This is a genomic window from Herbidospora yilanensis, from assembly GCF_001570565.1.
GTDB classification, from domain to species: Bacteria; Actinomycetota; Actinomycetes; order Streptosporangiales; family Streptosporangiaceae; genus Herbidospora; species Herbidospora yilanensis.
Genome location: NZ_BBXE01000054.1, coordinates 1 through 17,151, shown reverse-complemented (window position 1 = coordinate 17,151; position 17,151 = coordinate 1). Strand labels below are relative to the sequence as shown.

Annotated in this window: 17 protein-coding genes; 2 read left to right on the top strand and 15 right to left on the bottom strand. The window is 72.1% G+C overall.

Annotated elements, in window-relative coordinates; translation table 11 throughout:
* Window positions 1–25 precede the first annotated feature (25 nt).
* The 13 genes from AW273_RS35260 to AW273_RS35200 form a co-directional block, all read right to left on the bottom strand.
* Entirely contained in the window at window positions 26–1,933 is a 1,908-nt protein-coding gene (locus tag AW273_RS35260; protein ID WP_062358019.1) for an oxidoreductase, read from the bottom strand.
* Window positions 1,926–2,798 (bottom strand): OsmC family protein, encoded by an 873-nt coding sequence (locus tag AW273_RS36815; RefSeq protein WP_062358017.1) that lies wholly within the window; start codon window positions 2,796–2,798, stop codon window positions 1,926–1,928. The genes AW273_RS35260 and AW273_RS36815 overlap by 8 nt, the downstream gene beginning before the upstream one ends.
* Window positions 2,795–3,268 (bottom strand): (2Fe-2S)-binding protein, encoded by a 474-nt coding sequence (locus AW273_RS35250; protein WP_062358014.1) that lies wholly within the window; start codon window positions 3,266–3,268, stop codon window positions 2,795–2,797. The genes AW273_RS36815 and AW273_RS35250 overlap by 4 nt, the downstream gene beginning before the upstream one ends.
* Window positions 3,265–4,065: an FAD binding domain-containing protein gene (locus AW273_RS35245; RefSeq protein ID WP_062358012.1), complete on the bottom strand. Its 801-nt coding sequence runs from the start codon at window positions 4,063–4,065 to the stop codon at window positions 3,265–3,267. Before AW273_RS35245 ends, AW273_RS35250 begins: the two co-directional genes overlap by 4 nt.
* Complete coding sequence (locus AW273_RS35240) at window positions 4,062–6,425, bottom strand: xanthine dehydrogenase family protein molybdopterin-binding subunit (protein WP_062358009.1); 2,364 nt, start codon at window positions 6,423–6,425, stop codon at window positions 4,062–4,064. The genes AW273_RS35245 and AW273_RS35240 overlap by 4 nt, the downstream gene beginning before the upstream one ends.
* On the bottom strand, window positions 6,422–6,997 hold the full coding sequence (locus AW273_RS35235; protein WP_062358007.1) for an ureidoglycolate lyase: 576 nt from the start codon (window positions 6,995–6,997) through the stop codon (window positions 6,422–6,424). Before AW273_RS35235 ends, AW273_RS35240 begins: the two co-directional genes overlap by 4 nt.
* Complete coding sequence (locus AW273_RS35230; RefSeq protein WP_062358005.1) at window positions 6,991–8,352, bottom strand: MmgE/PrpD family protein; 1,362 nt, start codon at window positions 8,350–8,352, stop codon at window positions 6,991–6,993. Before AW273_RS35230 ends, AW273_RS35235 begins: the two co-directional genes overlap by 7 nt.
* Window positions 8,352–9,158 (bottom strand): ABC transporter ATP-binding protein, encoded by an 807-nt coding sequence (locus AW273_RS35225; protein WP_062358002.1) that lies wholly within the window; start codon window positions 9,156–9,158, stop codon window positions 8,352–8,354. The genes AW273_RS35230 and AW273_RS35225 overlap by 1 nt, the downstream gene beginning before the upstream one ends.
* Window positions 9,148–9,918: a cupin domain-containing protein gene (locus AW273_RS35220; protein ID WP_062358000.1), complete on the bottom strand. Its 771-nt coding sequence runs from the start codon at window positions 9,916–9,918 to the stop codon at window positions 9,148–9,150. Before AW273_RS35220 ends, AW273_RS35225 begins: the two co-directional genes overlap by 11 nt.
* Window positions 9,918–11,363 (bottom strand): FAD-dependent oxidoreductase, encoded by a 1,446-nt coding sequence (locus AW273_RS35215; protein ID WP_062357998.1) that lies wholly within the window; start codon window positions 11,361–11,363, stop codon window positions 9,918–9,920. The genes AW273_RS35220 and AW273_RS35215 overlap by 1 nt, the downstream gene beginning before the upstream one ends.
* 13 nt (window positions 11,364–11,376) lie before the next feature.
* On the bottom strand, window positions 11,377–12,429 hold the full coding sequence (locus tag AW273_RS35210) for an ABC transporter substrate-binding protein (protein WP_062357996.1): 1,053 nt from the start codon (window positions 12,427–12,429) through the stop codon (window positions 11,377–11,379).
* 16 nt (window positions 12,430–12,445) lie between these two features.
* A complete protein-coding gene (locus AW273_RS35205) occupies window positions 12,446–13,285 on the bottom strand; it encodes an ABC transporter permease (protein ID WP_232327745.1) in 840 nt (279 codons plus the stop codon).
* A 358-nt stretch (window positions 13,286–13,643) separates the two neighbouring features.
* Window positions 13,644–14,465 (bottom strand): IclR family transcriptional regulator, encoded by an 822-nt coding sequence (locus AW273_RS35200; RefSeq protein ID WP_062357993.1) that lies wholly within the window; start codon window positions 14,463–14,465, stop codon window positions 13,644–13,646.
* Between the two features lie 64 nt (window positions 14,466–14,529).
* On the opposite strand from AW273_RS35200, the gene AW273_RS35195 reads away from it, so the two are divergent.
* Both AW273_RS35195 and AW273_RS37690 read left to right on the top strand, forming a co-directional pair.
* Window positions 14,530–15,192, top strand: coding sequence for an SDR family NAD(P)-dependent oxidoreductase (locus AW273_RS35195; protein ID WP_062357990.1), 663 nt, complete (start codon window positions 14,530–14,532; stop codon window positions 15,190–15,192).
* Between the two features lie 239 nt (window positions 15,193–15,431).
* A complete protein-coding gene (locus tag AW273_RS37690) occupies window positions 15,432–15,755 on the top strand; it encodes a hypothetical protein (protein ID WP_157556474.1) in 324 nt (107 codons plus the stop codon).
* Window positions 15,756–15,897: 142 nt separating this feature from the next.
* Here the strand turns inward: AW273_RS37690 and AW273_RS35190 are convergent, their stop codons facing one another.
* Window positions 15,898–16,533, bottom strand: coding sequence for a M15 family metallopeptidase (locus AW273_RS35190; protein WP_062357988.1), 636 nt, complete (start codon window positions 16,531–16,533; stop codon window positions 15,898–15,900).
* Window positions 16,534–16,604: 71 nt separating this feature from the next.
* Window positions 16,605–17,151: FG-GAP repeat domain-containing protein (locus AW273_RS35185; protein WP_232327744.1), on the bottom strand; the 547-nt coding region annotated here is incomplete at its 5' end.

Below are 17,151 nucleotides of genomic sequence, written 5' to 3'. Positions count from 1 at the left end.
GTCTCCTTCGTTCGGGTCGGGGTGGTCACAGGGCACGGGCGAGGGCGTGGCCCTCGTACACGGCCTCCAGGAGGGATCGGGGGGCCACGGCGTCGCCGATGACGTGGACGGGCAGCCCGGCTCCGGTCAGGTCGGCGGCCAGGGTGTCCAGGGCGCCGGGAGGGTCGAGGGGGATCACGTCGGTGACGCCGTCGAGCACGGTCTCGCCTCTGTTGAGGGACGACCTGAGCACGGCCCGCCCGCCGCCGGTCTCGGCGGTGCAACTCGTCCAGACGTCGACGCCGAGGGCGCGCAGCCGTTCGAGGGCGGTCATCCTGCTGTACTCGGTGACGCCCCACAGCGGGGTCGCCGCCGGGGTGACGACGTGGACCCGGCCGCCGTCGCGGGCGATGGTCTCGGCCAGGGACGCGCAGGTCCAGCCGCCCTCGCGGTCGACCACGACGACGGTCCGCCCGGCCCAGGAGCGGTCGTCCAGCGGCAGGGGCGCACGCCGGACCGACCCGGTGGCGAGCACGACCACGTCCGGCCGGGCCGCCAGCACGTCTTCCGCGGTCACCTCGGCCCCGGTCCTGACCTCGACGCCGAGCCGGGCGAGCTGGGCCTGCCCGTAGGCGCGCAGCAGGTCGAGCTCGTGGCGGCCGGCGCCGCGGCGGCCGGTGCGCACCTGGCCGCCGAGTTCGGCGGAACGTTCCCACAACCGCACCCGGTGGCCGCGTTCGGCCGCGACCCTGGCCGCTTCCATCCCGGCCGGTCCGCCGCCCACGACCAGCACCGACCTGGCCGGCTCCGCCGGGGCGGGCTCGGCCGGCCACTCGGCCTCCCGGCCGGCGGCCGGGTTCATCATGCAGGTGATCGCGCGGTGCCCGGCGATCTCGCCGATGCAGAAGTTGCACGAGACGCAGGGCCGCACCTCGTCGTGGCGTCCCTGGGCGGTCTTGGTCAGCAGGTGGGGGTCGGCGATGTGGGCGCGGGTCATCGCGACGGCGGCGATCCGGCCGGTGGCCAGGGCGCGTTCGGCGTCGCCGACCTCGACGAAGCGGCAGGCCGCGAACACCGGCACCGATCCGGCGACGTCGGCGATGGCGAGCGTCTGGGGCAGGTAGGGGGCGCGGCCCTCGTTCATGTCGGCGACGTGGTGGCCGATCGACGGCACGGTGTAGGAGGCGACCGAGACGTTGAGGAAGGCGATCGGCCGGGTGCGGCAGAGCAGTTCGGCGATGCGCTTCCCGGCGGCGAGGTCCTGCCCGCCGCGCACCAGTTCGTCGGCGCTCATCCGCACGCCCACCAGCGCCGACGACCCCACGGCGGCCAGCACGTCGTCGAGCACCTCCAGCGGGAAGCGCAGCCGGTTCTCCTCGGTGCCGCCGTAGTCGTCGGTGCGGGTGTTGGCGGCCGGGGAGATGAACTGGTGCAGCAGGTGGCCGTGCCCGAAGTGCACCTCAAGGCCCTGGAACCCGGCCTCGACCGCGAGGCGGGCGGCCGCGACGTAGGCCCGGCGCACCCCTTTCATGTCGGCGGCCGTCATGACGTGCGGGACCGGGCCGGTGGTGTGCCACGGGACGGCGCTCGGGCCCCATGAGGCGGTGCGCCGGAAGACGTTCTCGCTGTGCCGTCCGGTGTGGGTGATCTGGGTGAAGACGGCCGCGCCCTCCTCGCGGACGGCGGCGGCGATCGCGGCCAGGCCCGGCAGGGCGGCCGGGGAGGCGCTCAGGCCGCCCGCGCGGCCGAGGCTGGTGTCGTGCACGCGCAGCGGCTCGGTGATGATCAGCCCCGCGCCGCCCCGGGCGCGTTCGCGGTGGTAGGCGACGTGCCGGTCGGTCGGCAGGAAGTCCGCGCCGAAGTTGGTGGTGTGCGCCGACACGAACACGCGGTTGCGCAAGGTCAGCCCGCCCAGCTCCAGCGGTGAGAACACGTGGGGATGGCGCTCACTCATCCGCCTGCTCCCGCACGGTGACCGTGACCTCGGCGTTGCCCTTGATCACGTTGGAGATCGCGCAGCGGCGTCCGGCCACCGGGAGCGCGGCGTCGAGCGCGGCGCGCGGCACCCCCCGTGTCGTCACGTCGAGACGGACGGCGTCGATGGTCCATCCGGACGCGTCGATGCGCAGCACGCAGGTGCCGGTGACCTCGACGGCCTGCTCCGGCGTGCCGGGGGCGACGGCGTCGAGCGCGCCGCGCAGCGCCATCGCGAAACAGGCGGCGTGCGCGGCGGCGAGCAGTTCCTCGGGCGACGTGGCGGGGGCGGCGCTGGTCTTCCGGGTCTCCAGGGAGATCGGCAGCGGGCCGGTCGCGCCGGAGGCCACGGTGAGGACCCCGGCGCCGCCGCGCAACGCGCCGCCCCACGCGGCGGTGGCCACCCGCCGGACCACGGCGCTCGGGGCCGGACGCCAGCGGGCGTCGACCTCCTCGGCGCCGCGGGCGGTCAGCACGCCGCTGATCTCCAGGTCGTTCCAGACCCGCTGCTCGACGATGCGACCGCCCACCAGGCGGAACCGGTCGACGTAGCGCACGCCGTCGTAGCGCACGCCGTGGTTGTTCTCGCCGAACAGCGTGCCCATCGACCAGACGACGACCTCACCGCCGGGGGCGGTGAACGACTCGTACTCGGTGCGGTGCTTGTCGACCCGGCGATAGCGGGTGGCGGAGGCGTCGGCCAGGTCGCGCAGGCGGGTGTAACGGCGGTCGCCGGGGAAGATCATGACCGCGCCGGGGGCCAGGTGGGCCGCGGCCGACTCCAGGTCGCCCCGGCCCATCGCGGCCAGGAAGTCCTCGACGATCGCCTCGGCCTCGGCGCTCACGACCCCTCCCGCATCCGGTCGGCGGCGCAGCGGATCGAGCGCTTGACGGCGTGGTAGCCGGTGCAGCGGCACAGGTTGCCGTTGACGGCCAGGGTGATCGCCTCGTCGGTGGGGTCGGGGTCGTCTTCCAGGAGTTCGCAGGCGGTGAGCAGCATGCCGGGCAGGCAGTAGCCGCACTGGAAGCCGAACTCGTCCCAGAACGCCTGCTGCACGGGGTGCAGCCCACCGGGGCCCGCGAGCCCCTCGACGGTGGTGATCTGCGCGCCTTCCGCGCTCACCGCGAGCACCGAGCACGACTTCACGGTCGCGCCGTCGATCCGCACGGTGCACGCGCCGCAGTCGCCGGTCAGGCAGCCGACGTGGGTGCCGGTCAGCCCGAGGTCCTCCCGGACGGCGTGCACGAGCAGCTTGGCCGGTTCGACGTCGATCTCCCGCGCCCGGCCGTTGACGGTCACGTTGACCCTGGTCACGACGCTTCTCCTTCCTTGAGTGCCCGGAGGGCCACGACCGGCGCGACCCGGCGGCGGTAGTCGCCGTCGGCCAGCACGTCGCTCCACGGTTCGGTCAGCACCCGCGCGACCTCCGCGCGCACGTGCCGGGGGTCGGCCGATTCGATGGTCACCAGCAGCGGCGTGGCCGCGACCCCGCCGAGCGCGACCCGCCAGCCGCCGGGTCCGCGCACGCAGGCGGCGGTGGCGATGGGCCAGGAGCTCTCGGAGAGCTTGAGCTTGTGGTAGCCGAAGGCCGGTCCGTCCGGGCTCGGCAGCACGACCGCCGCCAGCACCTCGTCGGGCCGCCGCTCGGTGGTGAACGCGCCGGTGAAGAAGTCCGCCGCCGCGACCTCCCTGACTCCCCGGGCCGAGGCCAGCCGCATCCGCGCCCCGAGCGCGAGCAGGGCGGCCGGGATCTCCGAAGAGGGGTTGGCGTAACAGGCCGACCCGCCGACGGTGCCCTTGTTGCGGATCTGCGGCCCGCCCGTGACACCCCCCGCGACCCGCCGCAGCAGCGGCGCGAGCTCCCCGCCGCGCAGCAGCTGGGTGTACGTGGTCGTCGCGCCGACCACCACCTCCCCGCCGGCGGTCTGGGTGAGGCCGGCGAGCCCGGCCCTGGACAGGTCGACGACCACGCCGGGTGTGGTCCTCCCATGGGTCATGTCGGGCACGACCATCGTGCCGCCGCCGACGATCACGGCGTCACCGCCGGCGAGGGCGGCCGTCACCCCGCCGAGGTCGGCGGGCGCGTGGTAGGCGAAGTCGCGGGTGATCATTTCGCGGTGGCCCGTTCGATGAGGTCGAGCACGACCGGGGCGGGCAGCGGGACCTGGGTGACGGTGACGCCGAAGGGCGCCAGGGCGTCCTCGACCGCGTTGGCCACCGCCGCCTGGGCGCCGCCGACGCCGGCCTCGCCCGCGCCCTTGTTGCCGTACATGGTGAAGGGGCTGGGGGTGACCTGGTGTTCGAGCCGGACTTCCGGCAGGTCGCCGGCGCGCGGCAGCAGGTAGGACTTGAAGCGGTCGGTGAGCAGGCGGCCCTCGTCGTCGTAGGAGAGCTGTTCGGTCAGTGCCGCCCCGAGGCCCATCACGATCGCGCCGTGGGCCTGGCCCTCGACCAGCGCGGGGTTGATGACGACGCCGCAGTCGTGGACCATCACGAAGTCGGCCAGCGTGGTGACCCCGGTCTCGGGATCGACCTCGACGACGGCGGCGTGCAGGCAGTTGGAGTAGGTCGGGTAGGGCTGGATGCGGCCCCGCTCGTCCGGGACGTGGTCGATGTTGCCCGGCTTGAAGGCGCGGGTGGCCTCCAGCACCGGCTCGACCTCCGACGCCACCGCGAACGCCCTGGTCAGCACGGCGGCGGCCACGTCGGGCACCGCCACCGACCGCTCCGGCTCGGCGGCGACCCGCACGACCCCGCCGGTCACCTCGGCCTCCTCGGGCGCGACGCCGAGCATCCGCGCGCCGACGACGGCGAGCTTGGCCCGCACGTCGCGGGCGGCCAGCGCGGCCGAACCGCCGCCGACGACCATGCCCCGGCCGCTGAAGTTGCCGAACCCGCTGGGGCAGCGGTCGGTGTCGCCCTGGACGACCTGGATCCAGCCCAGCGGCACGCCGAGCTCGTCGGAGACGATCTGCGCGATCGCGGTGTCGTTGCCGCCGCCGGGGCTGGTCACCCCGGTCAGCACGGTGACGCCACCGCTCATGTTCATGCGGACGGTCGTCACGTCGAAGCCCGACACGAAGGTGCCCGGCCCGTCGGCCGACTCGGGGGTCAGCTCGAAGGCCAGCCCGATTCCCAGGTACCGCCCTCGGTCCCGCAATTCCCGCTGGCGGGCGCGGAGAGTGTCGTACTCAAGAGCCTTGAGCGCCTTGTCGAGCAGGCCGGGGAAGTCGCCGCTGTCGATGTTCAGGCCGGTCGCGGTGCGGAACGGGAACCGGCCCGCCGGGATGAGGTTGACCCGCCGGACGTGCGCGGGATCGGCGCCGAGCCCGCGCGCCACCAGGTCGACGATCCGTTCCATGACGAAGTGGGCGCCGTCCTTGCCGAAGCCCCGGGCGGCGTTCAGCGGCGGTTTGTTGGTGGCCACGACGTGGAGTTCGGCCTCGACGTTGGGCACCAGATAGCCGGAGGCGAGCGTGGTGGCCGACATGTTGGGCATCGCCCAGCCCGGCTGGGCCGTCACCGCTCCCGCGTTGGCGACGATCCGGTCCCTGACCGCGACGATGCGGCCGTCGTTCGTCGCGCCGACGGTGACCCGGTGGACCTGCTCGCGGGCCCCGGACAGGAAACACTCGCGGCGGTCCTCGATCCACTTCACCGGGGCCTCGGTCAGCCTGCTGAGCAGGCAGATCAGGGTCTCCTCCGGGTGGCCCTGCATCTTCAGCCCGAAACTGCCCCCGACGCGGGCGGTGACGACCCGGATGCGGGTCTCGTCGAGGTCCAGGCTGCGGGCCAGCATCCAGCGGAGCTGGTGGGGGTTCTGGACCGAGCCGTACACAGTCAGCGACTCGTCGAAGCGGTCCCAGGAGGCCAGGTAGCCGCGCGGCTCGATGGGCGCGGTGGTGGTGCGGCCGATGCGGACGGTCTCGGTGACGACCAGGTCGGCGCCGGCCAGGGCGGCGTCGACGTCGCCGGTCCCGTAGTGGTTGTGCAGGATGACGTTGTCGGGCCACTCCTCGTAGAGCCTCGGGGCGTCCGGCAGCAGCGCCTCGTCGGCGTCGAGCACGTGGGGCAGGGGTGCGTAGCCGACCTCGACGAGCAGCGCCGCCGCCTCGGCCTCCCTGCGGGTGCGGGCGACCACGGCGGCGACGGCCTGGCCGGCGTGCACGACCTTGCCGACCGCCAGGCAGCGCACCTCCGCGCGGCGGCCGCCCCGGGCGGCGGGGTCGATGAAGTGCGGGATCGGGCCGGTGTGCCGGGCGGCCTGGTCGCCGGTCAGCACCAGCTCGACGCCCGGCGCCCTCTCGGCGGCCGAGGTGTCGACTCCGGTGATGCGGGCGTGCGCCCGATCGCTGCGCACGATCGCGGCGTGCCGCATCCCGGGCAGCACGTGGTCGTCGACGAACCGGCCCCGGCCGGTCAGCAGGACCTCGCCGTCCGCCTTGCGGGCCGAGGTGCCGATGGACGTCATGGCAGCCGGACCCTGACCCGCTGGCCCGTGCGGTAGAAGGGGTTGCGCTTCTCCACGTCGTACTGGTCGAGCTCGCCGTTCTCGTCGAGGCGCTGCTGGAGGCCCAGGGTCAGCCGTTCGTGGCTGGTGATCAGGAAGAGCTGGCCGTCGACCGACGGGAACGGGGGCTCGTGCCAGGTGCCCCGGAACAGGTTGATCGACACGTCGCCGGGCACCACGAACGCCTTCACCTGGTCGAGCGCGGGGAAGCCGTCCTCCAGGGGCACGTCGGGCGGGGCGACGACGGCGACGTAGGGCTGGCCGCCGATCGGGATCATCGTCTGGGTCATCTCGACGTGGCGTTCGAGGTAGCGCAGGTTGTCGCCGCGCTGCCCGACCCGGAAGACCAGGAACTCGGGCGGGGTGTCGGAGTCGAGCACGACCGGCCCGTGCACGGCGTTCTTGCCGGAGTAGAAGTCGATCGGCAGCCGGGGGGTGGCCGCCAGTGACATCACCTCGCCGTAGGGCGCGAAGTCCTCGGCCGTGAGCGGCTGCGGGGTGATGACGTGCGAGGGGCTGTCCGGGCTCAGCACGGGTGTCCTCCTGTCATGGTCGTGACCAGGGTGCGTACGGGGATGCCGGTGGCGTCGAGCAGCAGTTCGGCGGCGTGGTCGGCGGCGTGTTCCCCGGCGACCGGGACGGCCGAGCCCCGGTACTTGCCGATCAGCTCCTCGCTGGTCAGCGGGTTGCGGCTGTCCCCCGAGGGGAGGTCGACCTGTTTGCGGTACACGCTCCCGTCGCGGGTGGTGACGGTGACGCGGGTCGCGGTGTGGCCGGGGTACCTCTCGTCGAGGTCGGGGGCGACGCGGATGCGGACCGCCGCCGCCACCCGGTGGACGACGGGGTCGCCGGTGCGTCCGGGGGCGTACTGGGCGGCCGAGACGTCGCGGTCGGCCAGGGCGACGGCGGCCACATAGGGCAGGCTCAGCGTGCACGGCACCACCGAGCGGCCCGCCGGGCGGTCGACCAGGATCTTGGCCACGCCGTAGGTCTCGACGTCGACGCCGGTCACCTCGGCCGGGTCGAGGTCGTGCTCGGCGGCGAGTTCGGCGCAGGCCTGCGCGGCGCCGTGGGTGTGGCGGCACCCGGCGAAGCGCTTCTGGTGGACCTCCAGGATCGTCCACTCGTCGCCCAGGCCGTCGGTCAGCCGCGAGTCGGCGGGGTCGCCGCGGAACAGGCTGACCAGGCCCCTCGGGTGTTCGACCAGTTCGTCCCAGCCGGTGAGGCCGGCGTGGGCGTGCAGCGCCCCCTCGACCCCGGCACGGGCGATCTGCCCGGCGAAGGCGGGTTTCACGGTGAACCCCGCGAAGATCGACTCGATCAGGACGGCCGGCACGAAGAACCCGGCCGCGCCGATCGCGGAGACGATCCCGTCCTCGCCGAGACCCAGGAGCTTGGCGCATCCGGCGGCGGCGCCGTATCCGGCGGCCACCGGGAACCACCCGGCGGTCGTCGCGCCGGGGTGCATGACACGCCCGATCCGGTTGGCCACCTCGTAGGCGGCGACCACGGCGGTCAGCAGTTCGCCCAGGTCGGCGTCGCGGGACTCGGCCACCGCCAGCAGCGCCGGAAGCGCGTGCGAGGGATGGAAGCCGCCGAACCGGTAGCCGTCCTGGTGTTCCAGCACGTCGGCCGCCGCGCCGTTGGCGTAGGCGGCGTCCGGCAGCGTGGTCGCGAAACCGGCGCCGAGCACGGTCGCCTCGGCGACGCCGCCCCGGGCGCGCACCATCTCGGTGATGGTCGCCGCCTCGGGCACCCGGCCGCCGGCCAGGGCCGCGCCGAAGTAGTCGAGCAGCAGGTGGCGGGCCTTGGCGACGACCGGTTCCGGCAGGTCGGCGAAGGTCAGCCCGGCCGTGAACCGGGCCAGCGCGCGAGTCGCCCCCTCCATCAGACCTCGCCGAGCTGCTTGCGCAGGTGCTGGACGATCTCGCCGAATTGCGGCGTCTTGACGATGTCCAGTGACCTCGGCCGGGGGAAGTCGATCTCGACGACGTCCTGGATGCGGCCGGGCCGCTGCGACAGCAGCACCACCCGGTCGGCCAGGAACACCGCCTCGGAGATCGAGTGGGTGACCAGCACGGTCGTCTTGCCGGTGTCCATCCAGAGCTGCTGGAGCATGGAGTTCATCCGGTCGCGCGTCATCGCGTCGAGGGCGCCGAAGGGTTCGTCCATGAGCAGGATCGACGGACGGTGGACCAGCGCCCGCGCGATCGCCACACGCTGCTGCATGCCGCCCGACAGGGCACGCGGGAGGTGTTCGAGGAAGCCCGCCAGGCCCATCATCTCGGCGAGCTCCTCGGCCCGCTGCCGCCGCTCCTTGCGGCCGACGCCCTTGCCTTCGAGCGGCAGGGCGATGTTCTTCCAGATCTTCCGCCACGGCATCAGCGTCGACTGCTGGAAGACGAACCCGAGCGAGCCGAGCGCCTCCCGCGACGGCCGGGTGTCGCCCTCGGAGTAGAGGAGCTTGTCGCCGATGGTGATGGTGCCCTCGGTCGGGGTGATGAGCCCGCCGAGCATGCGCAGCAGCGTCGTCTTGCCGCAGCCCGAGGGGCCGAGCAGCACGACGAACTCGCGCGGTTTGATCTCCAGGTCGGTGGGGGTGAGGGCGCGGACCGGCCCGGCGTCGGTGGTGTACTCCTTGCCGACCCCCTTGATCGAGATGGCGGCCCCGCCGGTCATGGTGTCAGCGGACATACGCACGCTCCGAGAGTTCGTCCCAGGTCTCGCCGGGCTGGGGCACCCGGTATTCGGTCGTCGGCGCGGCGTCGGAGCGGATGAACGACATCGTGCCGCCGCGCGAGTAGAGGGGGCCGTGGAAGACGCCCGGCGAACGGAAGAAGTAGCCGCCCTCCCTGATCACGCCGAGCGGGCCCATCAGCACGTCGCCGTAGATCTTGAAGGACTCCTCGTAGACCGGGTGGGCCTCGGCCATGGGCGACTTCCAGCCCGGCAGCATCGCGGCCAGGTAGATGAAGACCTCGCCGTCGGAGCGCAGCGTCTTGGACATCGCGCCCGCCTCCAGCTTGGTCTCGCCGCTCCATCCCGCCGGGATCCAGGGTTCGAGTTCCGGGGTGATCAGGAGCGGGGGCTCACCCGATCCCGCACCCCCGGCGAAGCCGGGCGCGCCCCAGAATCCGGCGTAGACGGTCAGGCCGCGCACCGACGCGACCAGGTCGAGGGCGCTGCCCGCCGGGGCGTAGACGTAGTCGCCGGTGCGGAGCGGCTCTCCGTCGAGCCGCCCCTCCCCCGCGACCACGTACAGGTCCACCCCGGCGGACAACACGCCCTGGTGGCGGCCGGTCAGCCGGTGGAGCGCGGTCTCCGCGCCCGTCCCGGCGTCCCGGCTCAGCACCTTCTTGCGGCCGCCCTGCGCGGCGCCGAACGCGCCGTCGGGCACCTGCTGCCAGGGCACGTCCTGGCTCTGGACGAAGTCGACGTCAGGCCTGTTCCACATCACATGCTCCCTGGTTCGGTGGAGGCGCCGGCCGCCCGGCGCCCGAGCATCCGGCCGAACCCGAGGGCGGGGGTGACGCTCATCCCGCTCACGAACGACTTGCCGGACAAGGTGCTGCCGCCGATGACCTCGCCGGCCGCCCACAGGTTCTCGAACGGGCCGTCGGGGCCCAGGACGCGCAACCGCCCGTCGACGGCCAGGCCCGCCGGGCTCTTGAGCGTGGTGCCGTGGTTCAGCACGGCGTAGAAGGGGGGTTCGGCGATCGGCGCGGGCAGGCAGGCCCGCCCGAAGGCGTCCCGGCCCGAGGCCACGGCCGCGTTGTAGGCGGCGACCGTGGCCGCCAGGCCGCCGGGGTCGATCCCGGCGGCCTGGGCCAGCGTCGCGAGGTCGCCCGCGACGGCGAACGACGGGTGGCCGCCCTGGAAGGCCCGGTCGAGGTCGGCGTCGTCCCAGGTGGGGAACAGCGCCGGGGCCGATCGGCGGATCGCGGCGTCGTACACCACCCAGAACTTCAGCTCGGGCTGGGCCAGCAGGGCGTTCTCCCGGTCGTCGACGCTCGGGGCGTCCTCGGCGACGAACCGCTCGCCGCGGGCGTTGACGTGGATCTCCCACGGGGCCCGCGACTGCGGGGTGAGGGCCGGATAGTCGTCCAGCCCCACGGTCTCCCACGTGCTGCCGGGCCGCAGTACCCCGCCGTACGTGGGAAGGAAACGTTCCTGGCCGCGCACCCGGCCACCCGCCGCGACGGCGGCCAGGATGCCGCTGCCCTCGGCGCCCGGCGAGGCGGGCCCCGCCAGCGGCGCCCCCGACGTGAGCCGGGGGAACAACTCGGGGTTGCCCGCGTAGCCGCCGCTGGTGAGGATCACCGCCGCCGCGTCGACGTCCCGGAACGCTCCATCGGCGTCCCGGATCGTCACCCCGGCCACCCGGCCGCGTTCCGCCGTCCGGAACGCGGTCAGTTCGGCACCGAGTTCGAGCGTCACCGACCCGCCGCACGCCTTCTCGAAGGCCGGGACGAGCACCTCCAGCACCGACCGGCCCGCGTTGCGCCCCCAGTAGGTGCGCGGCAGCAGATAGGGCTCGTGGAAGTGCAGCACCGCCGGCGCGTCGGGATGCATGTCGAAGCCCTGGGCCAGCAGCCATTCGACGGTCGCGGGCGCGTGGTCGACCGCGAGCCGGACCAGTTCCGGGTCGGCGGTGTTCCTGCTGATCCGCATCACGTCGTCGAAATGCAGGTCGGGGCTGTCGCGGATGCCCTTGGCACGCTGGAGCGAGGTGCCGCCCGCCGAGAGCTGGGCCCACGATCGCCAGAGCGTGCCGCCGACGCGGTCGGCCTTCTCGATCACCGTGACCTTCAGCCCGTGGGCGGCGGCCTCGATCGCGGCGGGCAGTCCGGCGGTGCCGGCGCCGACCACCACGAGGTCGGTGGCCGTGGTGCGCTGCATCAGGTGCGGCCTCTCAGACGGCGGAGATGAAGGTGGTGTCGACGAAGTCGGTGACCGGCCGCGAGGTGTCCTTCATGATCCCGGACTTGCGCATGAGCTCGATCGCGGACTCCCACGTCGCGGTGTCGAGGGCCAGGAAGTCGCCGCTCTTGGGCGTGCTGACCTTGACCTCGGCGGCGATCTTGGCGGCGGCGAGCGCCTTGTCGGAGACCTCGATCTCGTTGAGCTCGCCGACGGCGGCCAGCACCGCGTCGGTGTTGTTCGTGTCGGCCATGAACTTCCACGCCTTGCGGCAGGCCCGGAGGAAGCCGGTGATCGCCTCGCCCTCGGCCTGCGCGGTCTCCCGGGTGACGAAGTAGGAGTCACCGGGCAGCGGCGCGAACAGGTCGGTGTTGAGGTAGTTCAGCTCGATGCCGCGCTGCCGGAAGGCCGTCTCCGACCCGATGAAGGTGATGAAGCCGTCGACCTCGCCCCGGTTGAGGAACTCCAGCGAGCCGACGTCGGCGCCGGTGACGACCTTCCTGACCTTGGTCGGGTCGAGCCCGGCGGCCACCGACATGGCGTCGAGGAGCAGCTCGGTGGTGCCGCCCTTGGAGATGACGCCGATGGTCTTGCCCTGCCACTGCTCGGGGTTGGTCAGCGGGTTGTCCGGCTTGGACGCCACGCTGTACTGGCTGACCTGGTCCTTCTGGCCGACCGTGACGATCGGCGTGTCCTGGTCGGCGATCAGCGGGCAGGTGATGACGGAGGCCGCCTTGCCGAACATGGCCTGCTTGCCCGCGACCTGGGAGACCGAGCTCGCCGTGCCGGTCCCTCCGATCGAGGTGATCAGCAGGCCCTCCTCGGCGAAGAAGCCCTGGGCCTGGGCCACGTAGACGTCGGCGTGGGCGATGATGTGCTGGAACGGGGTCATGTAGACGAGGTTGCGGAGCTGCTGCCCCGAGGGGCCGGTCGTGGCGGCGGTCTCCCCGCCCGAGTCGCCCGACGAGCAGCCGATGAGGAACTGGCTTCCGGCGGCGGTCGCGACGACCAGCCCGGCCCCGCGGAAGAACGTGCGGCGGTCCATGTGGGTGTTCCTGTTCTTAAAGAGACGTGGGGCGGCCGGACGACTCGTGCCAGGGGATCGCGAACCTCCGGATCGCCGCGGTGACGGCGTAGAGGAGGAAACCGAGCACCGTCATCACGATCACGACCGCGAAGAGCATGTCGGTGCGGAGACCGGCCAGCATCATCGTCGCGAGGGCGCCCAGGCCCTCGTCGCCACCGAGGTACTCGCCGACGACGGCGCCGGTGATGGCGAAGACGATGCCCAGCTCCACGCCGGTGAGCACGTAGGGCAGCGAGGACGGGATGTCCAGCGAGATCACGCGCTTCCACCAGGGTGCCTGGATGACGCGCATGAGGTCACGGTGACCGGGTTCGATCGACCGGATCCCGAGGATGGTGTTCTGCATCATCACGAAGAACGCGATGATCGCCGCCATGAAGATCTTGGATGTGGTCCCGAAGCCGAACCAGAGGAGGAACAGCGGGACGATGGCCACCTTCGGTACGACCTGGGTGGCGACGAGGAACGGAGACAGGACCCGCTCCAGCCTGCGCGCCTTGCCGAGGACGATGCCCAGCGCCACTCCGATGACGGCGGCGAGCGCGAACCCGACCAGCGTCTCGTAGAGCGTCACCTTGATCGCCTCGTAGATGAGCGAGCCCTGCATCAGCTCGACCAGCGCGGCGCCGACCGTCTCCGGCGGGGGAAGCATCAGCTCCCCGACGCCGAACAGCACGGTGTAGGCCTTCCACGCCGCGATGAACACCAGCAGCAGGAGAGGCGTGGTGATCCACAACAGCAGTGAGGAATCGGTCCACTTCCGCCGGGGCACGCGGGGGCGCGTCGCCTCCGAAGCGCGGACTGGGGTCGACATTGTGCTGCCCTCCAGGCTCCCGGTTGTATCGCTGGGCGGAACGCCGTACCGGATACGGTGATGCTAGATGTGCCGCCAAAAGCAGGTCAAGGGCCCTATCTGTGGTTTTTCGAGTCTGTAACATGACGGGCGGTTTGCCGGTCTTGTTACCTTACGTGAGGTTTACCGGTGCGCCTGTGATCGCTACTACGTGTGATAGCCACAGGTAGACGTTACTTTTCGACGGTTCCTGCGTCGGCGTCGCGACCGCGACGGGTCATGCGGCGGCGTTCCGCTCAGCGGTGCGCAGGCGGGTGTCCGCGACGAGCATGCGTTCCGGGCCGGCGCGGACCCCGGCAGGCGGAGCCGCTGCCGCGGGTCAGGCGGGGCGGTAGCCGAGCTGGCGGGAGACCTCGGTGGCGGCCTCGTGGACGAGGCGGCCGTATTCCTCGACGTTGCCGACGCTGAGCCGGCTGACCGGCCCGCAGACCGAGATGGAACCGTAGACGCGGCCGGTCGCCTCGTGGACGGGAGCCGCGACGGAGGCGGCGCCCTGCTGGCGTTCGCCGAGGCTGACGGCGTAGCCGCGCTGCCGGATGGTCTCCAGTTCGTCGGCCAGGCGGGCCGGATCCTGGATCGTGATCGCGGTCAGCGCCTCAAGGGGCTGCGAGGCCAGATAGCCCCGGATCTCCTCGGGTTCCATGGCGGCCAGGATCGCCTTCGACGAACCCCCCGCGTGGAGCGGGTAGAGCCGCCCGAGCTGCACCGACATGCGGATCTCCTGCGGCGACAGCACCTGGGTCAGATACATGCGCTGGGTGCCGTAGCGCACCGACAGGGTCGCGGTCTCCTTGGTGTGGGCGACCAGCCGCTCAAGATAGGGCTGGGCGATCCGCGGCACCTCCATCTGGGCCATCGCCGCCAGGCCGACGCTGACGGCGCCGGGGCCCAGGCGGTAACGGCGGGTGCGTTCGTCGACGGAGAAGAAGTCGGCCGCCACGAGAGTCCGGACCACCCGGTGGACGACGGCCTTGCTCAGCCCGAGCGACCGGGCCAGCTCGGACACGCCGATGTCGGGCTCCTTGGCGGCCGCGACGGCGAAGATCACCTGCAGGGCCCGGTCGACGCCGCTGCTCGTCTGCCCGTCGTCGGCGGGAAGGTCGCCGTTGGCCGTGTCAGTCCTGTTCTCCTCCGCCCGCACAAGGTCAGAGCATAGCCCGGTCCCCGGTCACCCAGCCTCATCCACGCCTGCTACAAATGACCGGATGGTGAAGAACTCCCTGGTGGTGGGCGGATCCGGCGGTATCGGCCGCGCCTGCGCCGACCGCCTGCGCGCCCTCGGCCACCATGTGACCGTCCTCGATCGAGCCCTCGGCCACGACGCGAGCGACCCTTCTTCGGTACATGACGCGCTTCGCGAGGTCCCGTCGCTGGACAACGTCGTCCACGCCGCCGGATCGGTCGGCGCGGGCGGCATCGAAGACCTCGACCTGGCCCAGTGGCGCCGCGTCCTCGACGACAACCTGACCTCCGCCCTGGTCGTCACCCAGGCGGCGCTCCCCCTGATGGGACAGGGCGGCTCGGTCGTCCTGTTCAGCTCCGTGAACGGCCGCCACGGCGGCAACCGCCTGTCGGGCCCCGCCTACGCCGTCGCGAAGGCGGGCCTGATCGGCCTCACCCGCCACCTGGCCAAGGACCAGGCCGGACGCGGCATCCGCGTCAACGCGGTCGCCCCCGGCCCGGTGGCGACCCCGATGCTCGACCGGCTCCCCGACGACGACCTGGCCGCCCTGCGAGCCCAGATCCCCCTCGGCCGGGTGACGAGCCCGGAAGAGATCGCGGGCACGGTGGAATGGTTGTGCTCCCCGGTCGCGGCGTCGGTGACCGGCGCCGTGATCGACGTCAACGGGGGCATGTGGATGGGCTGATCGTCCACCCGAGCGCATCGGCGGCGAATTCGAGTTCGTCGCGTTTCATGGGCGGCTTTCTCCAGCGGGTGAATATGGCGCGATTCCCGGTTCGATGGAGAGGTTGGCGCTTTCAGTCAATCGGCTCCCCCGCGGCCCGGGGTAGGCTCCTTCATCAGGTGATCACCGACCTTGGAAGGAAAACCGTCTCCCGCCGTTCGCCGGAGGGTGACGGACCCCTCACGAAGGAAAGGCACTAAATGCGTCTGCGAATTGCGCAGCTCTCTCTGGCATGCGCAGCGGGGATCGCGGCGACCACATTCACGGCCGCTCCCGCCAACGCGCTTCCGAGCGACTGTTCCGCGGCGGCCGCCTCGCGGACCGCCAGCATCGCGGTCTGCCACGGGGGAACCGGCTCCTATCGGGCGGTCGCGTGGTGCGACGCTCCCGACGGCACCTACGTCGTGGCGTGGGGTAGCTGGAAGACCGTGTCGTCCAATTCCTACTCGACGGCCTACTGTCCCTACCGGTCCGAATACGGCGGTCAGACCATCCTCGATCGTTATCACTACGAGCGTCGATGACGAATTCTGCAGTGAAATCGCAGGCTGATTCGGCGGACGGAATCCGGTCGCCACAAGGATAAAAGGAACGGGCCCTCCGGTGTTCTCCGCCGGAGGGCCCTGTTCTCTTCGTGGAATCAACTGCTATCCCGGTGACCGGTTCTCACGGCAGTTCTGCGGGGCCGTAGCGGGCCGTCTCCGCGCCGGTGACGCGGGCCCAGTAGCGGTCGCCATGGGACCAGTGCCACCACTCCGTCGGATAGTTGACGAAGCCGGCGGAGGTGAGCGCGCCGGAGAGCATCCGGCGGCGGTCGGCCGCCTCGCCGGTCACCGACGGCGAGGCCGTGTGGCAGTCCTCGGTGTCGGTGTCGTTGACCTCGGTGCCCAGCCAGAGCTCGACGCCGTCGACGTCGCACAGCGTGAGGTCGACCGCCGCCCCGGCGACGTGGGGTGCGACGTCCGGCGGCGAGATGTAGCGGCTGGCCCTGACGTGGTACCAGTCCTCGTCATGGCCCGGTTCGGCGGCGCGGAGCCGGTCCTTGTGGGCGTCGAAATACCGCGTCTGGAGGGCGACCGGGCGGAAGCCCTCGATCACGAGGAAGTAGAGGCCGGGCGGCAGATAGGTCTGCGCGGTGACCAGCCGGTCGACCACGCCCAGCCGCAGATGGGCGTGGCCGGGGCCGGTCGGGGCCATGCGGGGGTCGACCCGCAGGGCCGGGACGGTCCGCAGGTCGACGAGAGGTTCGCCACACTCCCTGATCGGCGTCCGGCCGACGGAAGGATCGGACAGCAGCAACATCGTGGTTCCTTTCCGGGAAACGCCCGCGGGGCCGTCCGGGGAAACCCGGACGGCCCGCGGAGGGTGGTGGATCACTGTGCGGTGGGTATGTGGCCGACCGTGTTCCAGCCCGTACCCAGGCTGGTCAGGGCGGTGAAGCCGGGGGTGCCGCCGGAGTGGGTGCCGCGCCAGGTGAACATCTGGTCGCTGCCCTGGACGCCCAGGAGGTCGGTCCTGCCGTCGCCGTCGTAGTCGGCGACCAGGTAGCTGGTGATGGAGGCCCAGCCGGTGCTCATGGGGATGCTCTGGCCGCGAGAGAGGGTCGTGCCGGAAGAGGTGTTGGGCACGACGTAGAGCTGGTCTGAGTTCCAGGCGGTCCAGCCGGCGAGGTCGACCTTGCCGTCGCCGGTGAAGTCACCCAGCACGAGCTTGGTCAGCGAGCTCCAGCCGGCGCCCAGGTTCGCGAGCGGGGCGAACGACGGCACACCGCCGGAGGCCGTGTTGCGCCAGGCGAACATCTGGTCGGCGCCCTGCAATCCCAAGAGGTCGGTCCTGCCGTCGCGGTCCCAGTCGGCCGGCCAGAACCGGGTGACGGTGGACCAGCCGGTCGTCATGGGGATGCTCTGGCCACGTGACGGA